Genomic DNA, 22,419 nt, shown 5'->3' with positions numbered 1-22,419 from the left:
ATGAAAATCGGAATAGTGCGTTTTCCAGGATCAAACTGTGAGGTTGACTGTTTGGAAGCGTGGCGTGTCCTCGGTGAAGAACCGGTGATGCTCTGGCATCAGGAGACATCAGTTCAGGGATTTGACCTGATTGTGCTGCCGGGAGGATTTTCCTACGGTGATTATCTCAGAACCGGAGCGATAGCCCGGTTTTCTCCCATTATGGAAGATGTGATCAGATTCGCCCGCGAAGGCGGTTTGGTCTGGGGAATCTGCAATGGATTTCAGATTTTAACGGAGTGCGGGCTGCTTCCGGGAGCCCTCTTGCGCAATGCCGGCCTGCACTTTATTTGTGACAGGCAATATTTGCGGGTGGAGCGTAATGACCTGGCATTTACAAACGAGTATGAGAGAGGCCAGGTTATTCAAATACCGATTAACCACGGGGAAGGCAATTATACCATTGATGACCGGGGTTTGGATGAGCTGGAAACCAATAACCAGGTTGTTTTCCGCTATGTGACGGAGCAAGGGTCTCCGAATCTTCAGGGTAATCCTAATGGATCGCGTCACAGTATTGCCGGTATTGTGAATAAAGAAGGCAATATTTTGGGCATGATGCCGCATCCGGAGCGTGTTGTCGAAGAGATCGTGGGCGGAACCGACGGCAGAGGGATATTCCTTTCCGTAATCAAAGCATGGGAGAGGAGGATGTCCAGTGGATCCTAAAGTTTGGCGGGAGATGGGACTCAAAGATGAGGAATATGACAGGATTGTTGCTTTATTAGGCCGGGAGCCCAATTATCTCGAGGTAGGTATTTTTTCGGTCATGTGGTCGGAGCATTGTTCTTATAAGACATCGAAGCCGGTATTAAGGAAATTCCCTACCTCAGGGCCGCAAGTCCTGCAAGGGCCCGGAGAAAATGCCGGAATTGTGGATATTGGAGACAATCAGGCAGTGGTCTTTAAAATGGAATCCCATAATCATCCTTCGGCAATAGAACCCTATCAGGGCGCGGCAACCGGTGTTGGGGGTATTCTCAGAGATGTCTTTACCATGGGCGCGCGCCCGGTAGCCGTACTTGACGCTTTGCGTTTCGGTCCCTTGGATGAGGGGAATAATCAATACCTCTTTGCCGGAGTAGTCGAAGGGATCGGCGGTTACGGCAACTCGATCGGGATACCTACAGTTGGCGGTGATGTTTACTTCCAGAAATGTTACAGTGGCAACCCTTTAGTCAACGCGATGGCTGTAGGTTTATTAGAACATCAGGATATCGCCAAAGGGGTCGCAAGCGGGGTAGGCAATCCGGTGATGGCTGTGGGAGCGCGTACCGGGCGGGACGGTATTCATGGAGCGACATTCGCGTCCATTGAGTTGAGTGAGGAATCGGAATCCAAACGTTCAGCCGTTCAGGTCGGCGACCCGTTCATGGAGAAGCTCTTGATGGAAGCGTGCCTGGAACTGATCAAATCAGGGAATGTCATCGGAATTCAGGACATGGGTGCGGCGGGGCTGACCAGCTCTTCCTCTGAAATGGCGGCCCGGGGCGGCAGCGGAATTGAAATGGACCTGAGCCTGGTTCCCCGCCGGGAAACAGGGATGACTCCTTATGAGATCATGCTTTCGGAATCTCAGGAAAGAATGCTGGTTGTGCCGAAAGCCGGCAAGGAGGCCCAGGTGGAAGAGGTCTTTCAGCGCTGGGGACTCGAGGCTACGGTTGTTGGGCGGGTTACTGATGACGGGATGTACCGTCTGTTTGACGGTAAGGAAATGATTTGCGAGATTCCCGTCAGGGCCTTGACGGATGAGGCGCCTGAATACCGCAGAGAATCACGGGAACCGGAATATTATCAAAAACTGAGAGGGCAGGATCTTTCAGAGATCAAGCTTAAGGACTCTGCGGAAAACATCCTGCTGGCCCTGCTGGCCAATCCCACCATTGCCAGTAAGGAGTGGGTCTATAAGCAGTATGACCACCAGGTTGGGACCAATACGGCAGTGATTCCGGGCAGTGATGCCGGTGTGCTCAGAATCCGGGGAACCCAAAAAGGAATAGCCATGACCACGGATTGTAATTCGCGCTTTGTTTATCTTGATCCCTATATCGGAGGAGCACTGGCGGTTGCGGAAGCCGCCCAAAATATCGCCTGTCAGGGAGGCAAACCCCTGGCCATTACAGACTGCCTGAACTTTGGCAATCCGGAGAAGCCGGAGATCTTCTGGCAGTTTGAACAAGCCTGTGCCGGGATAAGCGAAGCTTGCCGGGTTTTCAATACTCCTGTAATCGGAGGGAATGTCAGCTTATATAATGAAACTCCCGAAAGCGCGGTATATCCGACTCCCATGATTGGAATGGTAGGTTTGGTTGAAGAGATCAGTAAAATCCCCTCTGGTAAATTGACCCATTCCGGAGACAACATTTATTTGTTGGGCAATCCGCAAGGCAGTCTGGCCGGTTCGGAATACCTTGCGATGTTTGAAGGACTGGAAGCCGGCGCTTTGCCGGAGCTGAACCTGTCTGAAGTAAAAGAGAACATTGATTTCTTATTGGAAGCGAATAGAAAAGGACTCATCCGTTCCGCACATGATCTCAGTGAAGGCGGCCTTGCCGTAGGCCTTGCCGAAATGAGCGGTAAGGTATGTGCAGTGGTTTCACTGGAGACAGAAGATAGTTTAGGAACATTATTCGGGGAACGGATTGGACGGATAATTATCGCAGCTGATCCGGCTAAAGCCGAAGAGCTGGAGAAAACAGCAGCTAAGGCTAAAGTGATGTTAACGAAAATCGGCCTTGCCGGAGGCAGCAGCCTGGTTATCCGCGTGAATGGCAGGGAACTCCTCAATATCCCTAGAGAAAAATATACGGATATCTATGAAAACACAATCAGAAAAATGATGAAAGCCTGATAAACGATGAAAGGGGATTTCGGCAGTGAGCGTGCCTTGGGATGACAAACCAAAAGAAGAGTGTGGTCTGTTCGGTATTTTTGCCCCTGAACAGGATGTCTCACAATTAACTTATTTCGGACTGTATGCTCTTCAGCACCGGGGGCAGGAAAGCGCGGGGATTGCAGTTTCGGATGGACGCAAGATCCAGCTTCATAAAGGAATGGGTCTTGTTTCCGATGTATTTTCCGAAGAAATCATTGAGTCTTTGCAGGGCAGGATGGCGATTGGCCATGTCCGCTATTCAACGACCGGTTCAAGCCTGCTGACTAACGCCCAGCCGCTTGTCGTTCATTTTCAGAAAGGGATGCTCGCTCTGGCCCATAACGGCAACCTGACCAATGCGATTGAACTGAGAGAGGATTTAAACAACCAGGGGGCGGTTTTTCAGACCACAATTGACAGCGAGGTCATTCTGAACCTGATTGCCCGTTATTATCGCAAGAGTCTGGAAGATGCCATTATTAAGACGATGATTGACATCAAGGGAGCCTATGCCCTGGTCGTTATGGCTGAGAATAAAGTGATCGGGGTACGCGATCCTTATGGGATAAGGCCCTTATGTATAGGGGTCCTGGACGGGCGCTACTGTTTTGCCTCGGAAAGCAGTGCTCTGGATACGATTGGGGCGGAATTTGTGCGGGATGTTCAGCCCGGGGAGGTTGTGACCCTTGATGAAAACGGCATCAGCTCACGGATAGGATCTCAAGCAAGCGCCCCGGCCTACTGTTCTTTTGAATATATTTATTTTGCCAGACCGGACAGTACTCTGGACAATATCAATGTTTGGGAAAGCCGGTATCAGATGGGTGTGGAATTGGCCCGGGAATGTCCTGTTGATGCGGATGTTGTTATTCCTATTCCCGATTCGGGCACACCGGCGGCTATTGGCTATGCCCATGAACGGGGGCTTCCCATCGAAGAAGGACTGCTGAAAAACCGCTATGTAGGCCGGACCTTTATCCAGCCGACTCAGGAAATGCGGGAGATTGCCGTAAGAATTAAGCTCAATGCCAATGCAAGAGTTTTAAAGGGGAAAAGGGTTGTCATGATCGATGATTCTATCGTCCGGGGAACAACAAGTTCAAAACTCGTGGAAATGGTAAAGAGCAAAGGGGCCAAAGAGGTTCATTTGCTGATCAGCTCACCTCCTGTCTGTCATTCCTGTTTTTATGGGATTGATACAGCGGAAAGAGAAAAGCTGATTGCCAATAAAATGGATATTGAGGGAATCCGCCAATTTGTCGGCGCAGATACTTTGTATTATCTTTCTGAAGAAGGCTTAAAGAGAGCTATCGGCAATGTTCCAGCTTGTCTGGCCTGTTTTAATGGAAAATATCCTGTACAGGTACCGAAGGATTTCAGCAAGAGTGGTTTAGAGTGCTGAAGGGAAGAAAAAGGTGTAAGGAGTGAAATCTGTGGGTTACACATATAAAGATGCCGGAGTGGATATTGAAGCCGGCAACAGAGCGGTTGAGAGATTTAAACCTGCCGTAGCCCGCACCATGAGGCCGGAGGTTCTCGGCGGGCTTGGCGGATTCGGAGGTCTTTTTCAGCTTGATCTGAACAAATATTCCAATCCGGTTCTTGTCGCCGGGACTGATGGGGTTGGGACAAAGCTTCGCCTGGCTTTTCAGCTGGATAAGCATGATACCATTGGCCAGGACGCAGTGGCGATGTGTGTCAATGATGTTCTGGTTCAGGGGGCGGAGCCTTTATTTTTCCTCGATTATCTGGCGGTCGGCAAGCTGGTTCCGGAAAAGGTCGCCGATATTGTCGCCGGAATTGCCGCCGGATGCGAGCTTGCCGGTTGTGCCCTGATTGGCGGGGAGACTGCGGAAATGCCCGGATTCTATGATACTGAAGAATATGATATCGCCGGCTTTTCCGTGGGGGCCGTGAACAGGGCAAACCTGATTGACGGATCAAAGATCCGGGAAGGAGACCTTTTGATCGGGCTAAGGTCAAGCGGATTGCACAGCAACGGGTATTCTCTGGTCCGCAGGATTTTTGAGGAGTATGCTATGGACACGGTTTTTCCTGAACTGGGGAAACCGCTTGGTGAAGTCCTGCTGACCCCGACCAGGATTTATGTGAAAGCTGTACTTCCGTTGCTGGACAAGGTTTCTGTCCTCGGGATGGTTCATGTCACGGGGGGGGGACTTACGGAAAATATCCCCAGAGTGTTGCCCGCAGATTTGGGTGTGGAGCTTGACGTAACCTGCTGGCCGGTTCCGCCGGTGTTTGAGCTGCTGCAAAGGCTTGGAGGAGTAGAAACAGCAGAAATGTACCGGACCTTTAATATGGGGATCGGATTTGTTCTAATTGTTCGCGCTGAGGAAGAAGAGCAGGCGATCACTGTACTTAAACAGTCCGGAGAAGAACCGGTAAGAATCGGCAGGGTAATTCGGGGTGAAGGGGTGGCTTACAGATGAGCAGTCTGCGTGTTGCTGTTCTGGCTTCAGGAAGAGGGACGAATCTGCAAGCTTTAATTGAAGAATGGCAGAACAGTTTTTTGCCGGTGGAATTTGTCGGTGTAGGCTCGGACAAAACGGATGCCTATGCCCTGGTCAGGGCTCAGGAGGCGGGGATTCCCACGGCTGCTTTCCCTAAAGAAGGCTATCCAAACCGGGAGGAACAGGAAAAGGCTATCCGGGACTGGCTGGAGGATTTGAATGTGCAGCTTCTTATTCTTGCCGGGTATATGAAAGTATTCAGTCCGGTATTTTTGAAAGAAGTAAGCTATCCCATTGTCAATATTCACCCTTCCCTTTTGCCGTCCTTTCCCGGCCTGCACGCTCAGAAACAGGCGTTGGAGTATGGTGTCAAGATCAGCGGCTGTACCGTACATTTTGTTGACGAGGGAATGGATTCAGGCCCGATCATCATGCAGGAAACGGTGCCGGTTTTTGACGAAGATACGGAAGACTCACTGGCTGAAAGAATACTCAAGGTTGAACACGAGATTTATCCGGAGGTAATCAGGCTTATTGCAGCGGGAAAGGTTCATCGCCGGGGCAGAAAAGTACATATCCACCGGGACAGTTAAACAGGGACCGGAATTTTGACGATATGGTTAATAGGGGTTATCAAAAGCTTAGACGGGATCAGCGAACAGGTTTAAACGAAGATCGTTTAGGAACTTATATTCAGGGGGGCAAGGATAATGAACAAAAGGGCTCTGATCAGTGTATCGGATAAGGCCGGAATTGTTGAATTTGCCGGAAGTCTTGCGGAATTGGGTTTTCAAATCATCTCGACGGGCGGAACATATAAGACATTGGAACAGGCAGGTCTTCCTGTAATATATGTGAGCGAAATAACAGGGTTTCCGGAGATTCTTGACGGCAGGGTGAAGACTCTGCATCCTGTTATTCACGGCGGTATTTTAGCGATGGATTCCGAGGAGCATAAGGCGCAGTGCAAAGAACATGGGATAGAATTGATTGATCTGGTCTGTGTCAATCTATATCCGTTCCGGGAAACGATTGCCAAAGAAGGAGTCAGCTTTGAAGATGCCATTGAAAATATCGACATCGGCGGGCCGACTATGGTCCGGTCCGCGGCAAAGAACCATGAGAGAGTCACGATCGTAGTAAATCCGGAGAATTACAGGGAAGTGATTGAGCAGTTAAAGAAACATGGTCATGTGCCGCTGTCTTTGCGTAAGCGCCTGGCGGCAGAAGCTTTTGCCCATACTGCCGAATACGACAGGCTGATCGCCGGTTACCTGGAAGGCCAGATTGACCAGGAAGCTTACTTTCCTCGAAACCTCCGTATTTTTGCCACGAAGGTGCAGGATTTACGGTATGGGGAAAACCCAGGTCAAAAGGCTGCTTTTTATGCTGACCCTGAAGCCGGTAAGGGAACATTGGCTTATGGCCGTCAGCTGCAGGGAAAGGAATTGTCCTATAACAACTGGATGGACATGGATGCCGCCTGGTGTTTGGTTCAGGAATATCGGGAAAATGTCTGTGCGATTATCAAACATACCAATCCCTGTGGGCTGGCTATAGCGGATTCAGTAGTGGAGGCCTATGAGAAGGCCTTAGCCTGTGATCCTGTATCGGCCTTTGGCGGGATCATTGCGTTTAACCGGGTAGTAGATGATAAAACCGCTGAAGCGATCAGCAAAAGATTTTATGAAGTGATCATTGCACCCGACTTTACTCCGGAGGCACAGAAAATTCTAGCTGCTAAGGTAAATTTGCGGCTCTTTGCGGTAGGACGGGAAGAAGCAGCCTTTATCCGGGGCTGTAAAATCAGGACGGTCAACGGCGGATTTCTTCTTCAGGATGAAGATATTGCCACAGTGGAATCACATGATTGGCAGGTCGTTTCCAATGCCCGCCCGACCGAGGATGACCTGGCCGAGCTGGAATTTGCCTGGAAAGTATGTAAGCATGTCAAATCAAATGCTATCGTAGTGACCAATAATAGAAAAATACTGGGGGTAGGGGCAGGCCAAATGAACAGAGTGGGTTCGGCAGGAATCGCTTTGGAACAGGCCGGGGAAAGAGCTAAAGATGCCTATCTGGCTTCAGATGCCTATTTTCCTTTTTCCGATTCTGTGGATGTCGCCTATGAGTACGGGATCAAGGCAATTGTCCAGCCAGGGGGGTCAATCCGGGATAAGGAAGTCATCGACAGGGCTAATGAGCTGGGGATGATTCTGCTGTTTACGGGACGCAGGCACTTCAGACATTAAGCAGAAATAAGAAAAGAACTCAACATAAAGGTACGGTTTAAGAAGGAAACTTGTTGAACGATTACCCAGAATCAATACGAAAAAGGCAGCCAGACACGATCTCACAAGGGATAGTGCCTGGCTGCCTTTTAACCTATGTCAATATGAAAAAAATTTTAGCATCACATATTGACATTTTTAGATCTGAGGAATACTCTGATAACATATCCAAAACATTAGATATGAGGTGTGGTTGTGGAAAATAAATTTCTTGAACATGCTAAAGTATTCAAAGCCTTCTGTGACGAAACGAGACTTATGGTTTTGGAGCTGCTGCAAAGCGGTGAAAAATGCGCCTGTGTACTGCTGGAAAAAGTCAATGTTGGTCAGTCGACCCTTTCTCATCATATGAAAATTCTTGTGGAGAGCGGGGTTGTATCCGCACGCCGAGAAGGGAAATGGACGTATTACTCTATCAGCGAGGGTGGCAGCCTATATGCCGCCAGGTTGTTGAGCCAGCTGACAACGATAACAGATGACGATGAGGTCGCGGGAATGAGGTGCGGTAAATGAAAGCAAGAATCCGAAAATCCTCATGCTGTTCATCCGGATGCTGCTGCGGGGCAGAGGACGCTGAAAACAGTGCCGTCCAACAAAATATTCCGGTGATTTCAACGGAAATCAGCTTCAAGGATATTCTAGGGGCATGGAAAGTGCGTTGGGGTATTGGCAGGATGAGTTACACGGTTGCCCCCGGTCTTTATGCCGTGGGTTCACCGGATAGAACCTCTCCTGTGTTGGTTAGCGCCAATTATAAGCTGACATTCGATTCCCTGAGAAAAGAACTATCCGCCTTGAATTGCTGGCTTCTCATTCTGGATACAAAAGGTGTTAACGTCTGGTGCGCGGCCGGTAAAGGAACTTTCGGAACCGATGAGTTGGTCAGCCGTATATCAGCAACCGGTCTATCTGAAGTCGTGTCACAGAAAAAACTGATTTTACCTCAGCTTGGCGCTGTCGGCGTGAGCGCACATGAAGTGACTAAACGGACAGGTTTTTCAGTAATATACGGTCCGGTCAGGGCAAAAGAGATAAAGAAATTTGTCGATTCTGGATTTCAAGCTACGGAAGAAATGCGCACCGTAAGATTTACAGCATGGGATAGGTTGGCACTCACACCTATACAGTTGATGCAGGCAGCTAAATCTGGACTAATGGTGTTAGGCATGTTGTTCCTCATTAATTTGTTTGCGATAAGGCTTTTTGGGCTTTCCGACTTCATAATTGGGGCAGGTTCTGTCATGATGGGAACAGTCATCACGCCACTGCTGCTGCCTTTCATACCTGGCAGAGCATTTGCATGGAAAGGCTGGCTGGTGGGGTTCATATGGACCGCTGTATTTGTGTGGTTTAGAGGCTGGCTTGTCTCGGACAACCTACTGCTTGGCATAGGATACTTACTGGTATTGCCCTCGCTTTCAGCATTTCTCGCGATGGATTTCACAGGCTCGTCGACCTACACGTCCTTCTCTGGTGTCATTAAGGAAATGAAATTATCGCTGCCATTCATTCTTGCTTCATCTGTTATAGGAATCGTGCTGGTATTGATAAAGAGCTTTATGGCTTGATAAGGGGGGATTGCGATGAAACATAGATATTTGAAGAATGTTGCTACTTTGAATTTATTGGTTGAAAAATGCGTGGGCTGTGAAAGGTGTACTGAGGTTTGCCCTCATGGTGTATTCGGTATAGCCGATAAGAGAGCAAAGCTAAAGGACAGGGACAGCTGTATGGAATGTGGCGCCTGCGCAATGAATTGTCCGGTAAATGCTATTTCAGTGGAGGCAAGTGTCGGGTGTGCCGCCGCTATCATCCGGGGTTGGTTTACCGGAAGCGAACCAAGCTGCGACTGTTCTGGCAGCGGAGATTGCTGCTAAAAATATGGAGGTTCTATATGGCTAAAGTTGCTTTTATCTGCGTCCATAACTCTTGTCGAAGCCAGATTGCAGAAGCACTTGGCAAATATATAGCGGCGAGTGAGCCGCAAAGAGTTTCACGTTTTTGAAATATATTTAATTGATTAAACTTTACTCTTGAACCGATTTAATTCGTCATGAAATAAAGCCCCTGTTATGGTATAGTTATATTCGATAATAATTTCTGATTCGATCGGAGGATACGTCAATCATGAGTGCAGAGGTTTCTCAGGGGAAAAATATTTTGGTTATCGGCGGAGGCGGCAGAGAGCATGCCCTGGCTTGGAAGCTTGCTCAAAGTCCGCTTTGCGCTAAAATATTCGTTGCACCGGGAAATGCCGGAACCGCTGAATGGAATGTTCCCATCAAAGCGGATGATTTTCCGGCTCTGATTAAGTTTGCGCAGGAGCAAAAGATAGAGATCACCATAGTTGGGCCGGAAGATCCGCTCAGTTTAGGGATAGTTAACGCTTTTCAAGCCGAAGGACTGAAAATTTTCGGACCGACCAGAGAAGCGGCCAGACTGGAGGGAAGCAAGGCCTTTGCCAAGGAGATCATGGATGAGGCGGCTGTTCCTACGGCACAATACAAGGTGTTTACTGATCAAGAAGAGGCGGAGGCTTATATTGGCCGGGTAGGTGCCCCTATTGTGATCAAGGCGGACGGATTGGCGGCAGGCAAAGGAGTCATTGTGGCCTCACTCTTTGATGAAGCTGTGGAAGCTGTAGACAAGATCATGGGAGGTTCCTTTGGTGAAGCCGGTACGAAGGTAGTTGTCGAAGAATATCTGGAAGGGCAGGAAGTAAGCCTGCTTTGTTTTTGCGACGGAACAACGGCTTTGCCTATGGTCGCGGTGCAGGATCATAAAAGAGCCTTAAACGGTGATCTGGGCCTGAACACCGGGGGTATGGGGACCTACAGCCCTCCTTCTTTCTGGACGAAAGACATCGAAAATCAGGTTGTGGACAAAATCGTGATGCCGACCCTCAATATTATGCAAAAAAGAGGCGCGCCCTTTGTCGGAGTATTATTTCTGGGACTGATCATGACAGAGAGTGGTCCAAAGGTGTTGGAATACAATGTCCGTTTCGGTGATCCTGAAACTCAGGTTGTCATGGCATTAATGAGATCGGATATGCTCCCGGTCATAGAAGCCTGTATTAATGGGCGCCTGGCTGAAGTTCAGGCTGAATGGTATGAGGATACAGCTGTTTGTGTAGTGATGGCCGCGCCGGGCTATCCCGGAGATTATGAGAAAGGAATTCCGATAACTCTCCCCCAGGTTGACGGGCAAAGGGAAATGATTTTTCATGCCGGAACCGCTTTGCAGGAAGGAAAAACAGTCAGTTCCGGAGGACGTGTCCTCGGAGTTACCGTTCGGGAAGATTCCCTGCCGGCGGCAAGGACCCGTGTTTATGAGCTGGTGGAAAAGATCGATTTCCCTGATGCGCATTACCGGACTGATATTGGGGTTAAAGGGCTGTTCAAGTAAAAAATATTGTAATAGGCATACAGCAAAATAAGCGATTAAAATAAACATGTGTGGGAAGAAGCCGTTTCAAAAGTGAATCTTGGGGCGGCTCCTTTTTATAACGAGGAAGTGTTCCGGGGGATGAAAGCCGAAAGCATACAAGACGTTGAAATATTTTTATACAAGCTGTGCCTTGTTGACAGCCAAATGATCCAATTTGCACAATGATCATTAAAGTGAGGTGAGAAAAAGGATAATGAAAAAATTATTGTTTGTCGCCATTGCTTTTATAATCATTGTTGGAGGGGTATTGGCTTTTTCAGGTCAAGAAATCATCTTGAATTATTGTGGAGTCCGAAACTTTTTCAATGAAGTGGAGAAGGGAAATTTTGAGAAAGCCTTTAAATTTGTCGATTATTATGATGCAGGCGATGACGTTAAACCTGAAACTTCTTACGAAGAAGCGAAAGAAATTTGGCTATCCAGAATGACTAAGCTGAAACAAGATCATATCTATCTACAGGAGTATAAAGATCTTACAGTTTATGTGGACGATGGTTATCCAAAAGGAGAAGTAACCTTGTTCATATCAGATCATGGTAGAATTGAAGAACAGAAATGTTCAATCCATTTCAGTAAATTAACGGATAAATGGAAAATCGAGGACCTATATTTCACAGATTCAAATCATGTTTTTGAAAAAGCAATCAGTGGCAATGTTAAAATTGAGTGACATTGCCACTGAAAAAGTTACAATACGGTTGTCGGACCCAATTTTAAACCCAAAATATTGTACAGTTAGCCACAGTTCCGTCAGACATTCTTAACGGCTATATTTTACCGTTCATCACAATAAAATTTAATCCCTTCACGAAAGAACTTGGCAAGACCGGGCTTGAATTGATCAATATTCGCGGTGAAACGTTCGTCCTGCACATATAATTCCCCAAGTCCCCGGAAGATCTCCGGAGTACAGTGATAAAAGTGATCAGAAATATGCCGGCGCCATTTTCCGATTGTCTCTTGAACCTCAGGGTCGGCGACATCCCTGTCCATCAGGAAAGCAAGATTTTGATAAATTTCATTACGCTCAGCCTGAATCCTTGCCCAGTCCTCTTTGGTATAGGATGAGGTTCTCTTTTGGCTTTCGCGGTAAGCTTCTGAACCGCCATATTTTTGTTTTGTTTCCTCGGCGTATTGTTGTTGGTGCTTTTCTATTTCGGCCAGATCAAAGGCTTCAAACATTTCTTTTTTAGACATGCTTATTTTTCCTCCTTCTTTTGCGTTCAGCGTTTTTTCCACCAGAGAAATGATTGCTCCCAGCCTTTTCTTTTTTTCCAGAAGGAGCTTATGGTGAGCTCTTAAGGCTTGTTGGTGATTAAAATCCGGATCGGCAAGGAAGGCTTTTATTTCCTTGAGGCTGAATCCCAGCTCCTTAAAGAAAAGAATCTGCTGCAATTGCTCCAGGTTCTGATCCGAATAAAGCCTGTACCCCGCTGCGCTGGTGGACTCAGGTTTAAGCAAACCAAGCCGGTCATAATGATGGAGTGTGCGCACACTTATTCCTGCCAAGTCGGCGACCTCTTTAATTTTGAAGGTCATGTCATCACCTCTGTCGAATAGGATATCCTGATCAGGTTATCTTTAGCATAAACGATAACGTAACGTCAAAGTCAACACATTTTGTTCGTTAGCAGAACAGTTGATCTAATCAGAATAGAAAAGGAAGGGGCCATAAAATGAACAAGATTGCGGTTGAGTTGGTACCCAGGGATGAACGGTCATTAATCTCTGAGTTATCCTTAATTAATAGCAGATTTCCCTTGATCAAAACGATTAATTTTCCCGACCTGCTCAGGTTTGATCTTCGCAGCTGGGAAGGCTGCAGGATCGCTCAAAGGTATTTTCAGGATGTCATTCCCCATATCCGGGCTATGGATATTAAGCTCTCCGATGAGCTGCCGATGCAAGGGTTTTTAATTGAACACAAGATTAATCAGGTTTTGGTTGTTACCGGGGATCTGCCTCAGGATATGACGAAAAAAATCTACCCTTCAACCAGTATCGAGGTCATTAAAAAATTCAAAAGGGAAATGCCGGGAATAAAGGTCTATGCCGCGGTAGATCCTTACAGAAAAAGTGTGCGGGAAGAACTTGAATATATCCGGAGAAAGCTTGAGGCCGGAGCAGACGGTTTTTTTACCCAGCCGTTTTTTGATTTAAGGTTAATGGAAATTTATGCGGAGATCCTGGATGGTTGCGAGGTTTTCTGGGGAATTTCTCCTGTAACCGGTGAAAAATCGGTGAATTATTGGGAAACCAAAAACAATGTGGTTTTTCCCCGGGGATTTGAGCCAACCTTAAAATGGAATGTGAACTTTGCCAAACAGGCTTTGGCCTTAACGGAAAGCCGTAAAGACAATATTTATTTTATGCCGATAAGAACCGGGCTTGAAGAATATTTGCGCGGTATTTTCGGATAAGGAAAATAATGCTGACCGGTGCCTTGATTTTAACAGTGATCAGTATCCTGCTGAACCGCTTTGTTTTTCACAGGGATTATCCCAAGTTTTGGTTCTAATGTTCAGCGCTGATTTGGAACCTGCCGGCTAAACTGGCAAAATAAATAACAGGCAGTTATCTGCAGAATAATGAATGATATGAAAAATAATTGCATATTATGGCATATCCGGAGGTTTGCATAATGGAATCTCTTTAGAATATAATGATAATTGGCAAGAAATAGAATTTAAATGACGAAAGAAGTAAAAAGAAAGAGAATTAAGTAGATGAATCCAAAAAACTGTCTAAAGCTTTTTGTGTTCTTTTGGACAATTTGTCTTGTTATTTTCTACGGGCTGGAGCCAAGCAGGGCTTATGCGGACACAAACAATATTGATCGGATCTCAGGATCGGACCGGTATATCACTGCCAATGCCATATCCCAAAAGGGATGGGAGCAATCTGATTATGTCGTTCTGGCCAGGGGAGACGATTTTGCCGATGCGTTATGTGCAGGACCGTTAGCTTCTAAGTATAATGCGCCTATTTTGATGACCCAGCCGGCGGAAATCAGTCAGAGTACGCTTGAAGAAATTAAAAGGCTCGGAGCGAAGCATGTCATCATTACCGGAGGCACAGGGGCCGTTTCGGAAGGTATAGAAAAAACCCTCAAGGAAAGCGGCATAAAAGAGATCACAAGATTGAGCGGCAGCAACAGGTATGAGACTTCGGTGAAAATAGCCCGGGAATTATCCGGTACCAAGGCTGTTCTGGCGACAGGACAAAATTATCCGGATGCCCTTTCCATATCGGTTGTCGCATCCAAGCTCGGGATGCCGATTTTGCTTACAAACCGGAATAACCTGCCGGACCAGGTGAAAGAATACATATCCGAACAAAAAATCACCAAAACTTATGTCATCGGCGGCGAAGGAGCAATCAGCAGCCAAATTGAGAGTGCTGTCCCGGGAGCGGTCAGACTTGAGGGGGTTGACCGCTATGAGACGAATATTAATGTCATGAAAAATTTCGAAACCGATTTTGATTTTTCCCACGTTTATGCGGCTGTCGGAGGCGGACCGAAAGGGAATGAATTTGCGGACGCTTTAACGGGAGCCGTTCTCGCCGCAAATACGTCTTCACCTCTGATTCTTGTCAGCAAAGAGGTTCCGCAGTATACGAAAAGCTATTTGAAAACTAAAATGACATCTGCCGCAAGAATAACGGGACTCGGCGGAGAAGGTGTCGTGAGTTTGAACGTCCTGAAAATCATCGCGGGACAGGAAGAGACGCCCGACGGGATGCTGGAAATTACACCGACAAGCTCTGTAAACGGCAATACGCAAACAGTGACCCTGACTTATACTTTAGCCTCCGCTATGGACAATGGCACTCTGGAATATGTTTTGCCGGCACAGATTACCGCTGCTCCCGAGCTGGATAAGATTAAAATCGGCAGTGGCGGGGAGGACTCCCTGATGGCAAAACAGGTTTTGGATGAGGGACGGAAATTAAGCATTTCGGGAATAACGGCAGCCGCCGGCGAAAAAATTGTCCTGACGCTAGCAAATAAAACTGTACCCGGTGTAGGAAACTATGCCTTTCGGATTTTCGCTGATGCGGATGGCGAGGGAGACATCCTTCCCAGCTCAGGAACAGGGAAAGGGGCCAAAACGTTTATTTCCCACGCCACCGAGCTTGCCGGAATTTCCGAAAAGCTCATCTCATATAATCGTCCGCGTACCGCTCTTGAGCCTAAGGGCTTTGTAATCCATTCAACCGCGTCGCCAGGGGCAACGGCCGAAAGAATTTATGGTTATTTTAGTTCCGGGGACCGTCAGGCCTCATCGCATTATGTTGCGGACTGGACCGAAATCATCAGAATGATTCCGGAAAGTGAAGTGGCCTGGCATGCAGGCCCGACGGCAAACTATAGGTATCTTTCAATCGAAATGTGCGAGCCGAAAACAAAAGATCCCGCTCAATTCCAGGAGGTCTGGAACCGCACAGTGCTCCTGGTTGCCGAGGCCTGTGTCCGGTATGGCTGGAATACGACGGATAATGTATTCAGCCACTATGGCATTTCAATGATGTATCATGAGACAGACCATACTGATCCCAGGGGTTTTCTGGAAAGCTATGATAAAAAGTGGGATGACCTGCTCAAGGCGATTGATAATAAGATAGCGGAGCTTAAGGAAAATATCTATTAGATCCCTGCTTGCAGAATATAGTGTTTTCTGGAGTATTGTTGAAAATCGTCATTTTATTGTATTCATTTGATGGAATCATAGAGGACCTTTGCCAATTTATTTCATAATTTGGTCAGGGTTTTTTCTATTCTTCCGTATAAAGTGAGAACGGACTGGATTTCATGAAAGTTGAAATTTCTCTATTCTTATTCTGTTATCCTTGACTTCGGTAAGGTTCGGGCAAAAAGGTATCAGGGCGGAATGAAAACAGGAAGCGAAAGTGGTGGCCGGGCATGGAAGAAACAGCAAAATATGCCGAAGTATTGGTAGATGTGGCAAACAGAAGATTGGATCGGAGTTACCATTATCTTATTCCGGAAGGAATGACGGTCAAAGCCGGGATGACATTGCTTGTTCCCTTGAGGCAGAGAGCAGTTCAGGGGCTCGTTGTCCAAATAACGGATATTTTACCGGAAGAAGTCAAGCAGTCCATGCTCAAACCGATTGAGAGGATTATCCATCAAGATGCTTTGATTCCGGGAGAACTGATGGAGCTGGCTTGTTGGATGGCCAAGACGACCGTATCTTCTGTTGCTCAGTGTCTGCATACGGTATGGCCGTTCCTGCGCGGCAAGGTAGAAGATTTTATTATTCCCAGAGCCGGTCTGGAAGATGGGGATGTAGAAGTCATGAAGCTTCTCGATCCGGATTCTTACAAAGTTTTAGCCGCCCTGAACAGAGCCCGCAAAGGAGGTCTGCCCGAAAATATCCTGTTAAAGAGAACGGGGGTGACACAGGAGTTGATTAACGAACTCCTGCAACAAGGGTGGATCGGAAAAACATCCCGGCTCAGTGGGGAAAAAAGGTTAAGGGGGACGATCCAGGTTCCGGGTTCGGAAAACCGTCTGAAAGAAACAGTAAGCGAATTTCCCCCGGTATCAGCCGGCGGAGGTCAAACGGTTCGGTTGACCGGGGAGCAGGAAGAGGTTCTCGATTCTATATGGAAAACCTATGAAAAAAAAGAGAAGAATACTGTTTTACTACATGGAGTAACCGGCAGCGGCAAGACGGAGATCTATAAGGCTTTGACGGAACGGGTGCTGAAGCAGGGCGGGGATGTCATTGTTTTGGTTCCCGAGATCTCACTGACCTCCCAAATCGCGGCTTCTTTTCTCTGCTTGTTTGAGGATAAACTGAGCGTGGTGCATTCAGGGCTCAAACCGGCTGAGAAAGAAAAAATCTGGTCGGATATTCTGGCGGGCAGGAAAAGAGTTGTGATTGGAGCGCGGTCGGCTGTTTTTGCTCCCCTGCCAAACCTGCGCTTAATCATTTTGGATGAAGAACATGATTCAGCATATAAACAAGATGAAAACCCAAAATATCATACTCGGGATGTGGCCCGGTACAGGATAGAACAAAGCGGCGGACTGGTGCTTTTGGGGAGCGCCACACCTTCCCTGGAAGCTTATGCCGCTGCTCATAGAGGGAAAATTGAGTTGCTTGCGTTGAGGGGAAGGTATAATCAGATGGAAATGCCCTTAGTGCGGACAGTGGATATGAAAGAGGAATTGGCGCAGGGAAATACAAGTATTTTTTCCAATTTGCTCATCCGGAAACTCCGGGAAAGAGTGGATAAAAAAGAACAAAGCATCCTCTTTTTGAACAGAAGAGGTTACGCAACGTTTGTATTTTGCCGGGAGTGCGGCAATGTGGCCCGCTGTCCGAACTGTGATGTTTCTCTTACTTATCACAGCCAAACAGGGGAACTGTGTTGTCATTATTGCAATTACCGGACAGAGGTTTACAGCAAATGTCCGGAATGCGGAAGCAAATTTATCCGATTTTTTGGCCAGGGCACTCAGAAAGTCGAAGAGGAAGCAGCGGTATTTCTGCCCGGAGTCCCGATTTTCAGGCTGGATGCCGATGCGACAGCGGCACCGCAAAAACATCGTGAGATCATCGAAGAATTTCGCAGGACTAAACCTGCGGTATTGGTAGGGACTCAGATGCTGGCCAAGGGATTGGATTTCCCCGATGTTACTCTTGTCGGGGTGATTGCGGCTGACCAAATACTCAATATGCCTGATTTCCGTTCCAGAGAAAGGGCCTTTCAGCTCCTGACTCAGGTTGCCGGCAGGGCAGGACGCAGAGAGAAACCAGGGGAGGTCGTGATCCAGACGTATTCTCCTGACGACCGTTCTATTCTCCATGCAGCCAGGCATGATTATCCCTCTTTTTTCTGGGAAGAGATTGCCTTCCGAAAAGAAAGGGCCTACCCTCCTTTTGCCCATATTTTGCGTATCCTGCTTTATCATGAGAAAGAAGACAAAGTTGCCCGGGCGGCCGGTGAACTTGCGGTATGCCTGAAAAATGAACAGGAAATGCTGAAAGCAGAGAGCTATCAGATCCTCGGTCCTGCTCCTTCAGTTTTGACAAAACTGAAAAATGAGTATCGTTGGCAGGTATCCATCAAAGGAAAAGATCCCGAGATTCTCAGAGAGATGGCCTATAAAGGGGTAAAAAAGTTTTTTGAGGCAGGTTTGAGCAGCGGGATCAAGATCAGTATAGATGTAAATCCGGTATCACCCTGATGGGGCAGGAACAGAGACAGTCTTGAATTGCTTAAGCACTCTATTCAAGGTATAATGAATAAACACAGACAACAGAAAGGAGTCATCTTTAATATGGCCGTCTATCAAATCGTGAAGATGGGTGAAGATATTCTTAGGGAGAAAGCTCAGGAAGTAAAAAAAATTACGCCGAATATCTTGAAACTGCTGGAAAACCTTACTGATACCCTTTACGCATCTCAAGGAGTAGGTTTGGCTGCGCCTCAGATTGGAATATCCAAACGGGTAGCAGTAGTGGATATCGGGGACGGTCTTTTTGAGCTGATCAATCCTGTGATTATTGAGAGATACGGTGAAGAAATAGATAAAGAGGGATGCCTCAGTATCCCGGGGATACAAGGGGAGGTAAAACGGTCGGCCAAGGTTGTTGTCCAATGCCAGGACAGAGAAGGGAATCTTGTTCAATATGCCGGAGAAGGTTTTTTGGCCCGGGCATTTCAACATGAAATCGATCACCTGGATGGGGTGCTTTTCGTCGATCTGGCCCCTGAAGTATATAAGGTTTAATTTTTCAAAAGGGATATATATTGCTCAATGTGATTCAGGCCTGGCCTGAGAAGTATGATTTGGATAACAGGAAGTGAAGGGATAGATGCGCATAGTTTTTATGGGTACTCCTGATTTTGCAGTGCCTACACTTGAAATTTTGCACCGGACCGGTTATGAAATAACGGGGGTTTTTACTCAGCCCGATAAACCGGCGGGCAGAGGAAATAAACTGAAAGCCGGGCCGGTGAAAGAAGCGGCAATGAAGCTGGGGCTGTCTGTATTTCAGCCTGTGCGGATTAAAGCACCGGAAGCTGTGGCTCTTTTGCGCGAGCTCCGCCCTGATTGTATTGTTGTCGTTGCCTTCGGGCAGATACTTTCGGCGGAGATTCTTCATATTCCGCCTTTCGGCTGTATTAATGTCCATGCTTCCCTTCTGCCCCAATACAGAGGAGCTGCTCCTATCCACCGGGCAGTATTGAACGGGGATAAGATGACCGGCATAACCACCATGTTTATGGATGAAGGCCTCGATACCGGTGATATTCTCTTACAGGCTGAGATTCCTATTGAGCAGAATGATTCGGTAGGTGTTGTCCATGATCAGTTAGCCCAGACAGGAGCTCAGTTACTGTTGGATACATTAAAGAAGATCAAGGAGAAAACCCTGCGGAGGACCCCGCAGTCTCAGGACTTTACATATGCCCCGATGCTGACAAAGGAAGACGAATATCTTGATTGGAAAGGCGAAGCCACTCAAATCCATAATCAGATCCGGGGGCTCAATCCCTGGCCCGGAGCCTGCACTTCTTTCCGCGGGGAAAAAGTCAAGATCTGGTCAAGCGAAATCGTGGGGGAATGGAGGCCGGAGCTGGCAGAGCAAACGGCGAAAGAAGAAGCACTGAAAGAAAACCGGGCAGAGGCAACCATTCCCGGTACGATCCTGGCCATGACCGCGAAGGGGTTTATTTGCAGCACAGGCAGAGGGTATATTGAGATTTTAGAGATACAGCCTGCCGGAAAAACCAGAATGAAAGCCCGGGACTTTATTAATGGCAGGAGGATCAGTCCAGGTGAATTCTTTGGGGAGTGATAGACCGTTGAGTAACGATCACAACGCACGGCGGACAGCTGTGCGTATTCTTACAAGGGCCGAAAAAGAAAAGGCTTATGTGAATCTCCTTCTGCAAAGACAGCTTCGAGAGCTGGGTGATTCCCGCGACCGGCAGCTGGCAGCCGCCCTGGTAAACGGTACGCTGAAAAACAGGCTTACTCTGGATTATGCTATCCGCAGGCATCTTAAGACGCCGATGTCTGCTTTGCCTCACATGGTCAGGGCGATTCTCCGGACCGGAGCATTTCAGCTTTTGTATATGGACCGGATCCCGGCCGCAGCGGCAGTCAATGAGGCGGTCAAGAGTGTCAAGGCAGAGGAACCGAAATTTGCCGGCCTTGTGAACAGTGTTTTGCACAGAGTGGCGGAGGTAGGCTGGGAATTTCCCTGGCCCGATCAGAAAAAGGAACCGGCCCGTTATTTGGCGGTTAAATATTCCCATCCGCAGTGGCTGGCGGCAAGATGGCTGGCAAGATGGGGGTTGGAGGAAACGGAGAAATTGTGCATTTCCAACAATCTTCCCGCGCCTACCTGTATCCGTACCAATACCCTTAAGATCAGCCGGGAAAACCTTGTTTCACGTTTGGAGAATGAGGGAATTCAGGTTACCCTAAGCGCGAAAACCCCGGAGGGGTTGTTTATCGAAGATTTTGGCGCTCTGGATGAGCTTCTTTCTTATCAGGAAGGCCTTTTTACCGTTCAGGACGAAAGTTCCCAGCTTGTGGCTCATATTCTGGGGGTAAAACCGGGGGAGAGAGTGCTTGACGTATGCTGTGCCCCGGGGGGGAAGACCACTCATCTTGCCCAGTTGATGAACAATCAGGGAACCATCATAGGAAATGATCTTTATCCGGCTAAGCTTTCTCTGGTCAATGAATTGGTGGAACGTCTCGGGATCGGCATAATTCAAACTCAGGCAGGGGACGCCGGAATTCTGGAGGGGATTGAAGGCCGGTTCGATAAAGTTCTGGTCGATGCGCCCTGCTCAGGATTGGGCGTGATCAGGCGGCGAGCTGATTTGCGCTGGCAGAAAAGCGAGCAGGAGATAAAAGAGCTTTCCGAGATCCAAAAAAAAATTCTGCTGAGGGCGGCTGATTTTGTCGCTCCGGGGGGAGAAATGGTTTACTCTACCTGTACGATTGAGCCTGAGGAAAATTTTGAGGTTGTCAAAGTGTTTCGTGCCGAACGCCCGGATTTTTCTTCCGTATCCTTGACAGGTGAAATCAATTTTCCGGTAACGGCCGGGGACAAAAAACAGCTGGCTAAAGGGGTATTTCAAATCCTGCCTCATCTCTACAACATGGATGGATTTTTTCTGGCAAAATTTAGACGGGCAGGTTTATAAAGTCAGGATTGGGTGAATAATATTTAAGATGGAAAAATATGATTGCCGAGGCCTTTCGGAACCTGAGATGGAAAAACTGTGCCTGCAAAACGGAATAAAGAAATTCCGGGCCGATCAGGTTTTCAGGTGGGTGCAGCAAAAAGGTGTCCGGTGCTGGGATGAGATGAAGAACATCGGACAGGAGGATACGGATAAATTAAAGAAAGTATTCTGCCTTCAGCCTTTGGAAATCGTCAAAGAACAAGTTTCTAAAGACGGGACAAGGAAATTTCTTTTTCGTCTTCCTGACGGAGAAAGAATAGAAACTGTTCTGATGGATTATGAAAAAGATCTGTCCAGGAACCGGGAAACGGTATGTGTTTCCACTCAGGTTGGCTGTCCGGTTGGCTGCCCTTTTTGTGCCACCGGAGTGAACGGATTTCACAGGAACCTTTCCGCTGGCGAAATAACCGGTCAAGTGCTGGAGATCGTCCGGCGGATGAGGATAAATGACCCTTCCTTTAACGTAACCAATATTGTTTTTATGGGAATGGGAGAACCATTTCTAAACGAGGAATCCGTTCTCAAGGCCGTTCGGATCCTTAATAGTGAGAATGGGCAAAAGATCGGCATGAGAAGGATGACCATTTCGACAAGCGGGGTAGTTCCGGGAATTATCCGTTTAGCGGAAGAGAACAAGCAGGTGGGACTGGCGATATCCCTCCATTCAGCCCGGAATCATCTCCGGGACATCCTTGTGCCGATGAATAGACGTTATCCCCTTCAGCAATTAATGCGTGCCTGCCGGGAATATGTTAATCAGACGGGAAGGCGGGTAACCTTAGAAATCGCTTTAACCGAGGCCAATGCCAATAAGGATGAAGCAGAGGCCTTAATTCGCTTAATTCAGGGAATGCCGGTTCATATTAATCTGATACCGGTCAATCCTGTAACGGAAAGCAGTATGCAGAGGCCGGCAAAAGAAAAAATAATGGAATTTAAGACATTGCTGGAAGCAAAGAATCTATCGGTTACTGTTCGTGAGGAAAAGGGGACGGACATTGATGCGGCCTGTGGGCAATTAAGACAACGTCTGGAGTGTTAAAAA

At 47.6% G+C, this 22,419-nt stretch carries 19 protein-coding genes and 1 pseudogene; 19 read left to right on the top strand and 1 reads right to left on the bottom strand.

The features are described 5' to 3' along the window. The 12 genes and pseudogenes from purQ to SGLY_RS11780 all read left to right on the top strand — a co-directional run bounded on the left by purQ (nucleotide 1) and on the right by SGLY_RS11780 (nucleotide 11,796). Nucleotides 1-708, top strand: coding sequence for a phosphoribosylformylglycinamidine synthase subunit PurQ (gene purQ, locus SGLY_RS11830; protein ID WP_013625511.1), 708 nt, complete (start codon nucleotides 1-3; stop codon nucleotides 706-708). Further along, nucleotides 698-2,890 (top strand): phosphoribosylformylglycinamidine synthase subunit PurL, encoded by a 2,193-nt coding sequence (gene purL / locus SGLY_RS11825; RefSeq protein WP_013625510.1) that lies wholly within the window; start codon nucleotides 698-700, stop codon nucleotides 2,888-2,890. Before purQ ends, purL begins: the two co-directional genes overlap by 11 nt. 25 nt (nucleotides 2,891-2,915) lie before the next feature. Next, nucleotides 2,916-4,316, top strand: a complete 1,401-nt coding sequence (gene purF, locus SGLY_RS11820; RefSeq protein WP_013625509.1) for an amidophosphoribosyltransferase — start codon at nucleotides 2,916-2,918, stop codon at nucleotides 4,314-4,316. Nucleotides 4,317-4,347: 31 nt separating this feature from the next. Further along, nucleotides 4,348-5,364 (top strand): phosphoribosylformylglycinamidine cyclo-ligase, encoded by a 1,017-nt coding sequence (gene purM, locus SGLY_RS11815; protein WP_013625508.1) that lies wholly within the window; start codon nucleotides 4,348-4,350, stop codon nucleotides 5,362-5,364. Between the two features lie 5 nt (nucleotides 5,365-5,369). After that, nucleotides 5,370-5,978 (top strand): phosphoribosylglycinamide formyltransferase, encoded by a 609-nt coding sequence (gene purN / locus SGLY_RS11810; RefSeq protein ID WP_041445377.1) that lies wholly within the window; start codon nucleotides 5,370-5,372, stop codon nucleotides 5,976-5,978. A gap of 117 nt (nucleotides 5,979-6,095) precedes the next feature. Beyond that, nucleotides 6,096-7,637: a bifunctional phosphoribosylaminoimidazolecarboxamide formyltransferase/IMP cyclohydrolase gene (gene purH, locus SGLY_RS11805; protein WP_013625506.1), complete on the top strand. Its 1,542-nt coding sequence runs from the start codon at nucleotides 6,096-6,098 to the stop codon at nucleotides 7,635-7,637. 234 nt (nucleotides 7,638-7,871) lie between these two features. Beyond that, nucleotides 7,872-8,189 (top strand): ArsR/SmtB family transcription factor, encoded by a 318-nt coding sequence (locus tag SGLY_RS11800; protein WP_013625505.1) that lies wholly within the window; start codon nucleotides 7,872-7,874, stop codon nucleotides 8,187-8,189. Beyond that, a complete protein-coding gene (gene hgcA / locus SGLY_RS11795) occupies nucleotides 8,186-9,244 on the top strand; it encodes a mercury methylation corrinoid protein HgcA (protein WP_013625504.1) in 1,059 nt (352 codons plus the stop codon). Before SGLY_RS11800 ends, hgcA begins: the two co-directional genes overlap by 4 nt. A 15-nt stretch (nucleotides 9,245-9,259) precedes the next feature. Further along, complete coding sequence (gene hgcB, locus SGLY_RS11790; protein WP_013625503.1) at nucleotides 9,260-9,553, top strand: mercury methylation ferredoxin HgcB; 294 nt, start codon at nucleotides 9,260-9,262, stop codon at nucleotides 9,551-9,553. Between the two features lie 17 nt (nucleotides 9,554-9,570). Beyond that, nucleotides 9,571-9,651: pseudogene (locus tag SGLY_RS17610) on the top strand (arsenate reductase/protein-tyrosine-phosphatase family protein); the annotation flags it as partial. 152 nt (nucleotides 9,652-9,803) lie between these two features. Then, the gene (gene purD / locus SGLY_RS11785) at nucleotides 9,804-11,084 is read left to right on the top strand and encodes a phosphoribosylamine--glycine ligase (protein ID WP_013625502.1); all 1,281 of its coding nucleotides are present in this window, start codon (nucleotides 9,804-9,806) and stop codon (nucleotides 11,082-11,084) included. Nucleotides 11,085-11,319: 235 nt separating this feature from the next. Next, a complete protein-coding gene (locus tag SGLY_RS11780) occupies nucleotides 11,320-11,796 on the top strand; it encodes a DUF4878 domain-containing protein (protein WP_013625501.1) in 477 nt (158 codons plus the stop codon). A 104-nt stretch (nucleotides 11,797-11,900) separates the two neighbouring features. Here SGLY_RS11780 and SGLY_RS11775 read toward each other — a convergent pair whose 3' ends face one another. Continuing rightward, a complete protein-coding gene (locus SGLY_RS11775) occupies nucleotides 11,901-12,665 on the bottom strand; it encodes a MerR family transcriptional regulator (RefSeq protein ID WP_013625500.1) in 765 nt (254 codons plus the stop codon). A 137-nt stretch (nucleotides 12,666-12,802) separates the two neighbouring features. Between SGLY_RS11775 and SGLY_RS11770 the strand changes: the two genes are divergently transcribed. The 7 genes from SGLY_RS11770 to rlmN all read left to right on the top strand — a co-directional run bounded on the left by SGLY_RS11770 (nucleotide 12,803) and on the right by rlmN (nucleotide 22,416). After that, the gene (locus SGLY_RS11770; RefSeq protein ID WP_013625499.1) at nucleotides 12,803-13,546 is read left to right on the top strand and encodes a methylenetetrahydrofolate reductase; all 744 of its coding nucleotides are present in this window, start codon (nucleotides 12,803-12,805) and stop codon (nucleotides 13,544-13,546) included. A gap of 306 nt (nucleotides 13,547-13,852) precedes the next feature. Then, nucleotides 13,853-15,778: a cell wall-binding repeat-containing protein gene (locus SGLY_RS11765; protein WP_013625498.1), complete on the top strand. Its 1,926-nt coding sequence runs from the start codon at nucleotides 13,853-13,855 to the stop codon at nucleotides 15,776-15,778. Between the two features lie 272 nt (nucleotides 15,779-16,050). Continuing rightward, nucleotides 16,051-18,348: a replication restart helicase PriA gene (priA, locus tag SGLY_RS11760; protein WP_013625497.1), complete on the top strand. Its 2,298-nt coding sequence runs from the start codon at nucleotides 16,051-16,053 to the stop codon at nucleotides 18,346-18,348. A 93-nt stretch (nucleotides 18,349-18,441) separates the two neighbouring features. Further along, nucleotides 18,442-18,894 (top strand): peptide deformylase, encoded by a 453-nt coding sequence (def, locus tag SGLY_RS11755; protein WP_013625496.1) that lies wholly within the window; start codon nucleotides 18,442-18,444, stop codon nucleotides 18,892-18,894. A gap of 85 nt (nucleotides 18,895-18,979) precedes the next feature. After that, a complete protein-coding gene (gene fmt, locus SGLY_RS11750; protein WP_013625495.1) occupies nucleotides 18,980-19,966 on the top strand; it encodes a methionyl-tRNA formyltransferase in 987 nt (328 codons plus the stop codon). Then, a complete protein-coding gene (gene rsmB, locus SGLY_RS11745; RefSeq protein ID WP_083811230.1) occupies nucleotides 19,926-21,332 on the top strand; it encodes a 16S rRNA (cytosine(967)-C(5))-methyltransferase RsmB in 1,407 nt (468 codons plus the stop codon). Before fmt ends, rsmB begins: the two co-directional genes overlap by 41 nt. Nucleotides 21,333-21,351: 19 nt before the next feature. Then, nucleotides 21,352-22,416, top strand: a complete 1,065-nt coding sequence (rlmN, locus tag SGLY_RS11740) for a dual-specificity RNA methyltransferase RlmN (RefSeq protein ID WP_174260715.1) — start codon at nucleotides 21,352-21,354, stop codon at nucleotides 22,414-22,416. Nucleotides 22,417-22,419 lie beyond the last annotated feature (3 nt).

This window comes from Syntrophobotulus glycolicus DSM 8271, from assembly GCF_000190635.1.
Lineage (GTDB): Bacteria > Bacillota > Desulfitobacteriia > Desulfitobacteriales > Syntrophobotulaceae > Syntrophobotulus > Syntrophobotulus glycolicus.
This window is presented reverse-complemented; position numbering and strand designations above follow the sequence as displayed.

Excerpts from the sequence above, each read along its gene's own strand:
- hgcA (WP_013625504.1), top strand. The coding sequence starts at position 8,186 with ATGAAAGCAAGAATCCGAAAATCCTCATGCTGTTCATCCGGATGCTGC.
- purQ (WP_013625511.1), top strand. The coding sequence starts at position 1 with ATGAAAATCGGAATAGTGCGTTTTCCAGGATCAAACTGTGAGGTTGAC.
- fmt (WP_013625495.1), top strand. The coding sequence starts at position 18,980 with ATGCGCATAGTTTTTATGGGTACTCCTGATTTTGCAGTGCCTACACTT.
- SGLY_RS11775 (WP_013625500.1), bottom strand. The coding sequence starts at position 12,665 with ATGACCTTCAAAATTAAAGAGGTCGCCGACTTGGCAGGAATAAGTGTG.
- SGLY_RS11765 (WP_013625498.1), top strand. The coding sequence starts at position 13,853 with ATGAATCCAAAAAACTGTCTAAAGCTTTTTGTGTTCTTTTGGACAATT.
- rsmB (WP_083811230.1), top strand. The coding sequence starts at position 19,926 with ATGGCAGGAGGATCAGTCCAGGTGAATTCTTTGGGGAGTGATAGACCG.
- def (WP_013625496.1), top strand. The coding sequence starts at position 18,442 with ATGGCCGTCTATCAAATCGTGAAGATGGGTGAAGATATTCTTAGGGAG.
- hgcB (WP_013625503.1), top strand. The coding sequence starts at position 9,260 with ATGAAACATAGATATTTGAAGAATGTTGCTACTTTGAATTTATTGGTT.
- purH (WP_013625506.1), top strand. The coding sequence starts at position 6,096 with ATGAACAAAAGGGCTCTGATCAGTGTATCGGATAAGGCCGGAATTGTT.
- SGLY_RS11770 (WP_013625499.1), top strand. The coding sequence starts at position 12,803 with ATGAACAAGATTGCGGTTGAGTTGGTACCCAGGGATGAACGGTCATTA.
- SGLY_RS11780 (WP_013625501.1), top strand. The coding sequence starts at position 11,320 with ATGAAAAAATTATTGTTTGTCGCCATTGCTTTTATAATCATTGTTGGA.
- priA (WP_013625497.1), top strand. The coding sequence starts at position 16,051 with ATGGAAGAAACAGCAAAATATGCCGAAGTATTGGTAGATGTGGCAAAC.
- purD (WP_013625502.1), top strand. The coding sequence starts at position 9,804 with ATGAGTGCAGAGGTTTCTCAGGGGAAAAATATTTTGGTTATCGGCGGA.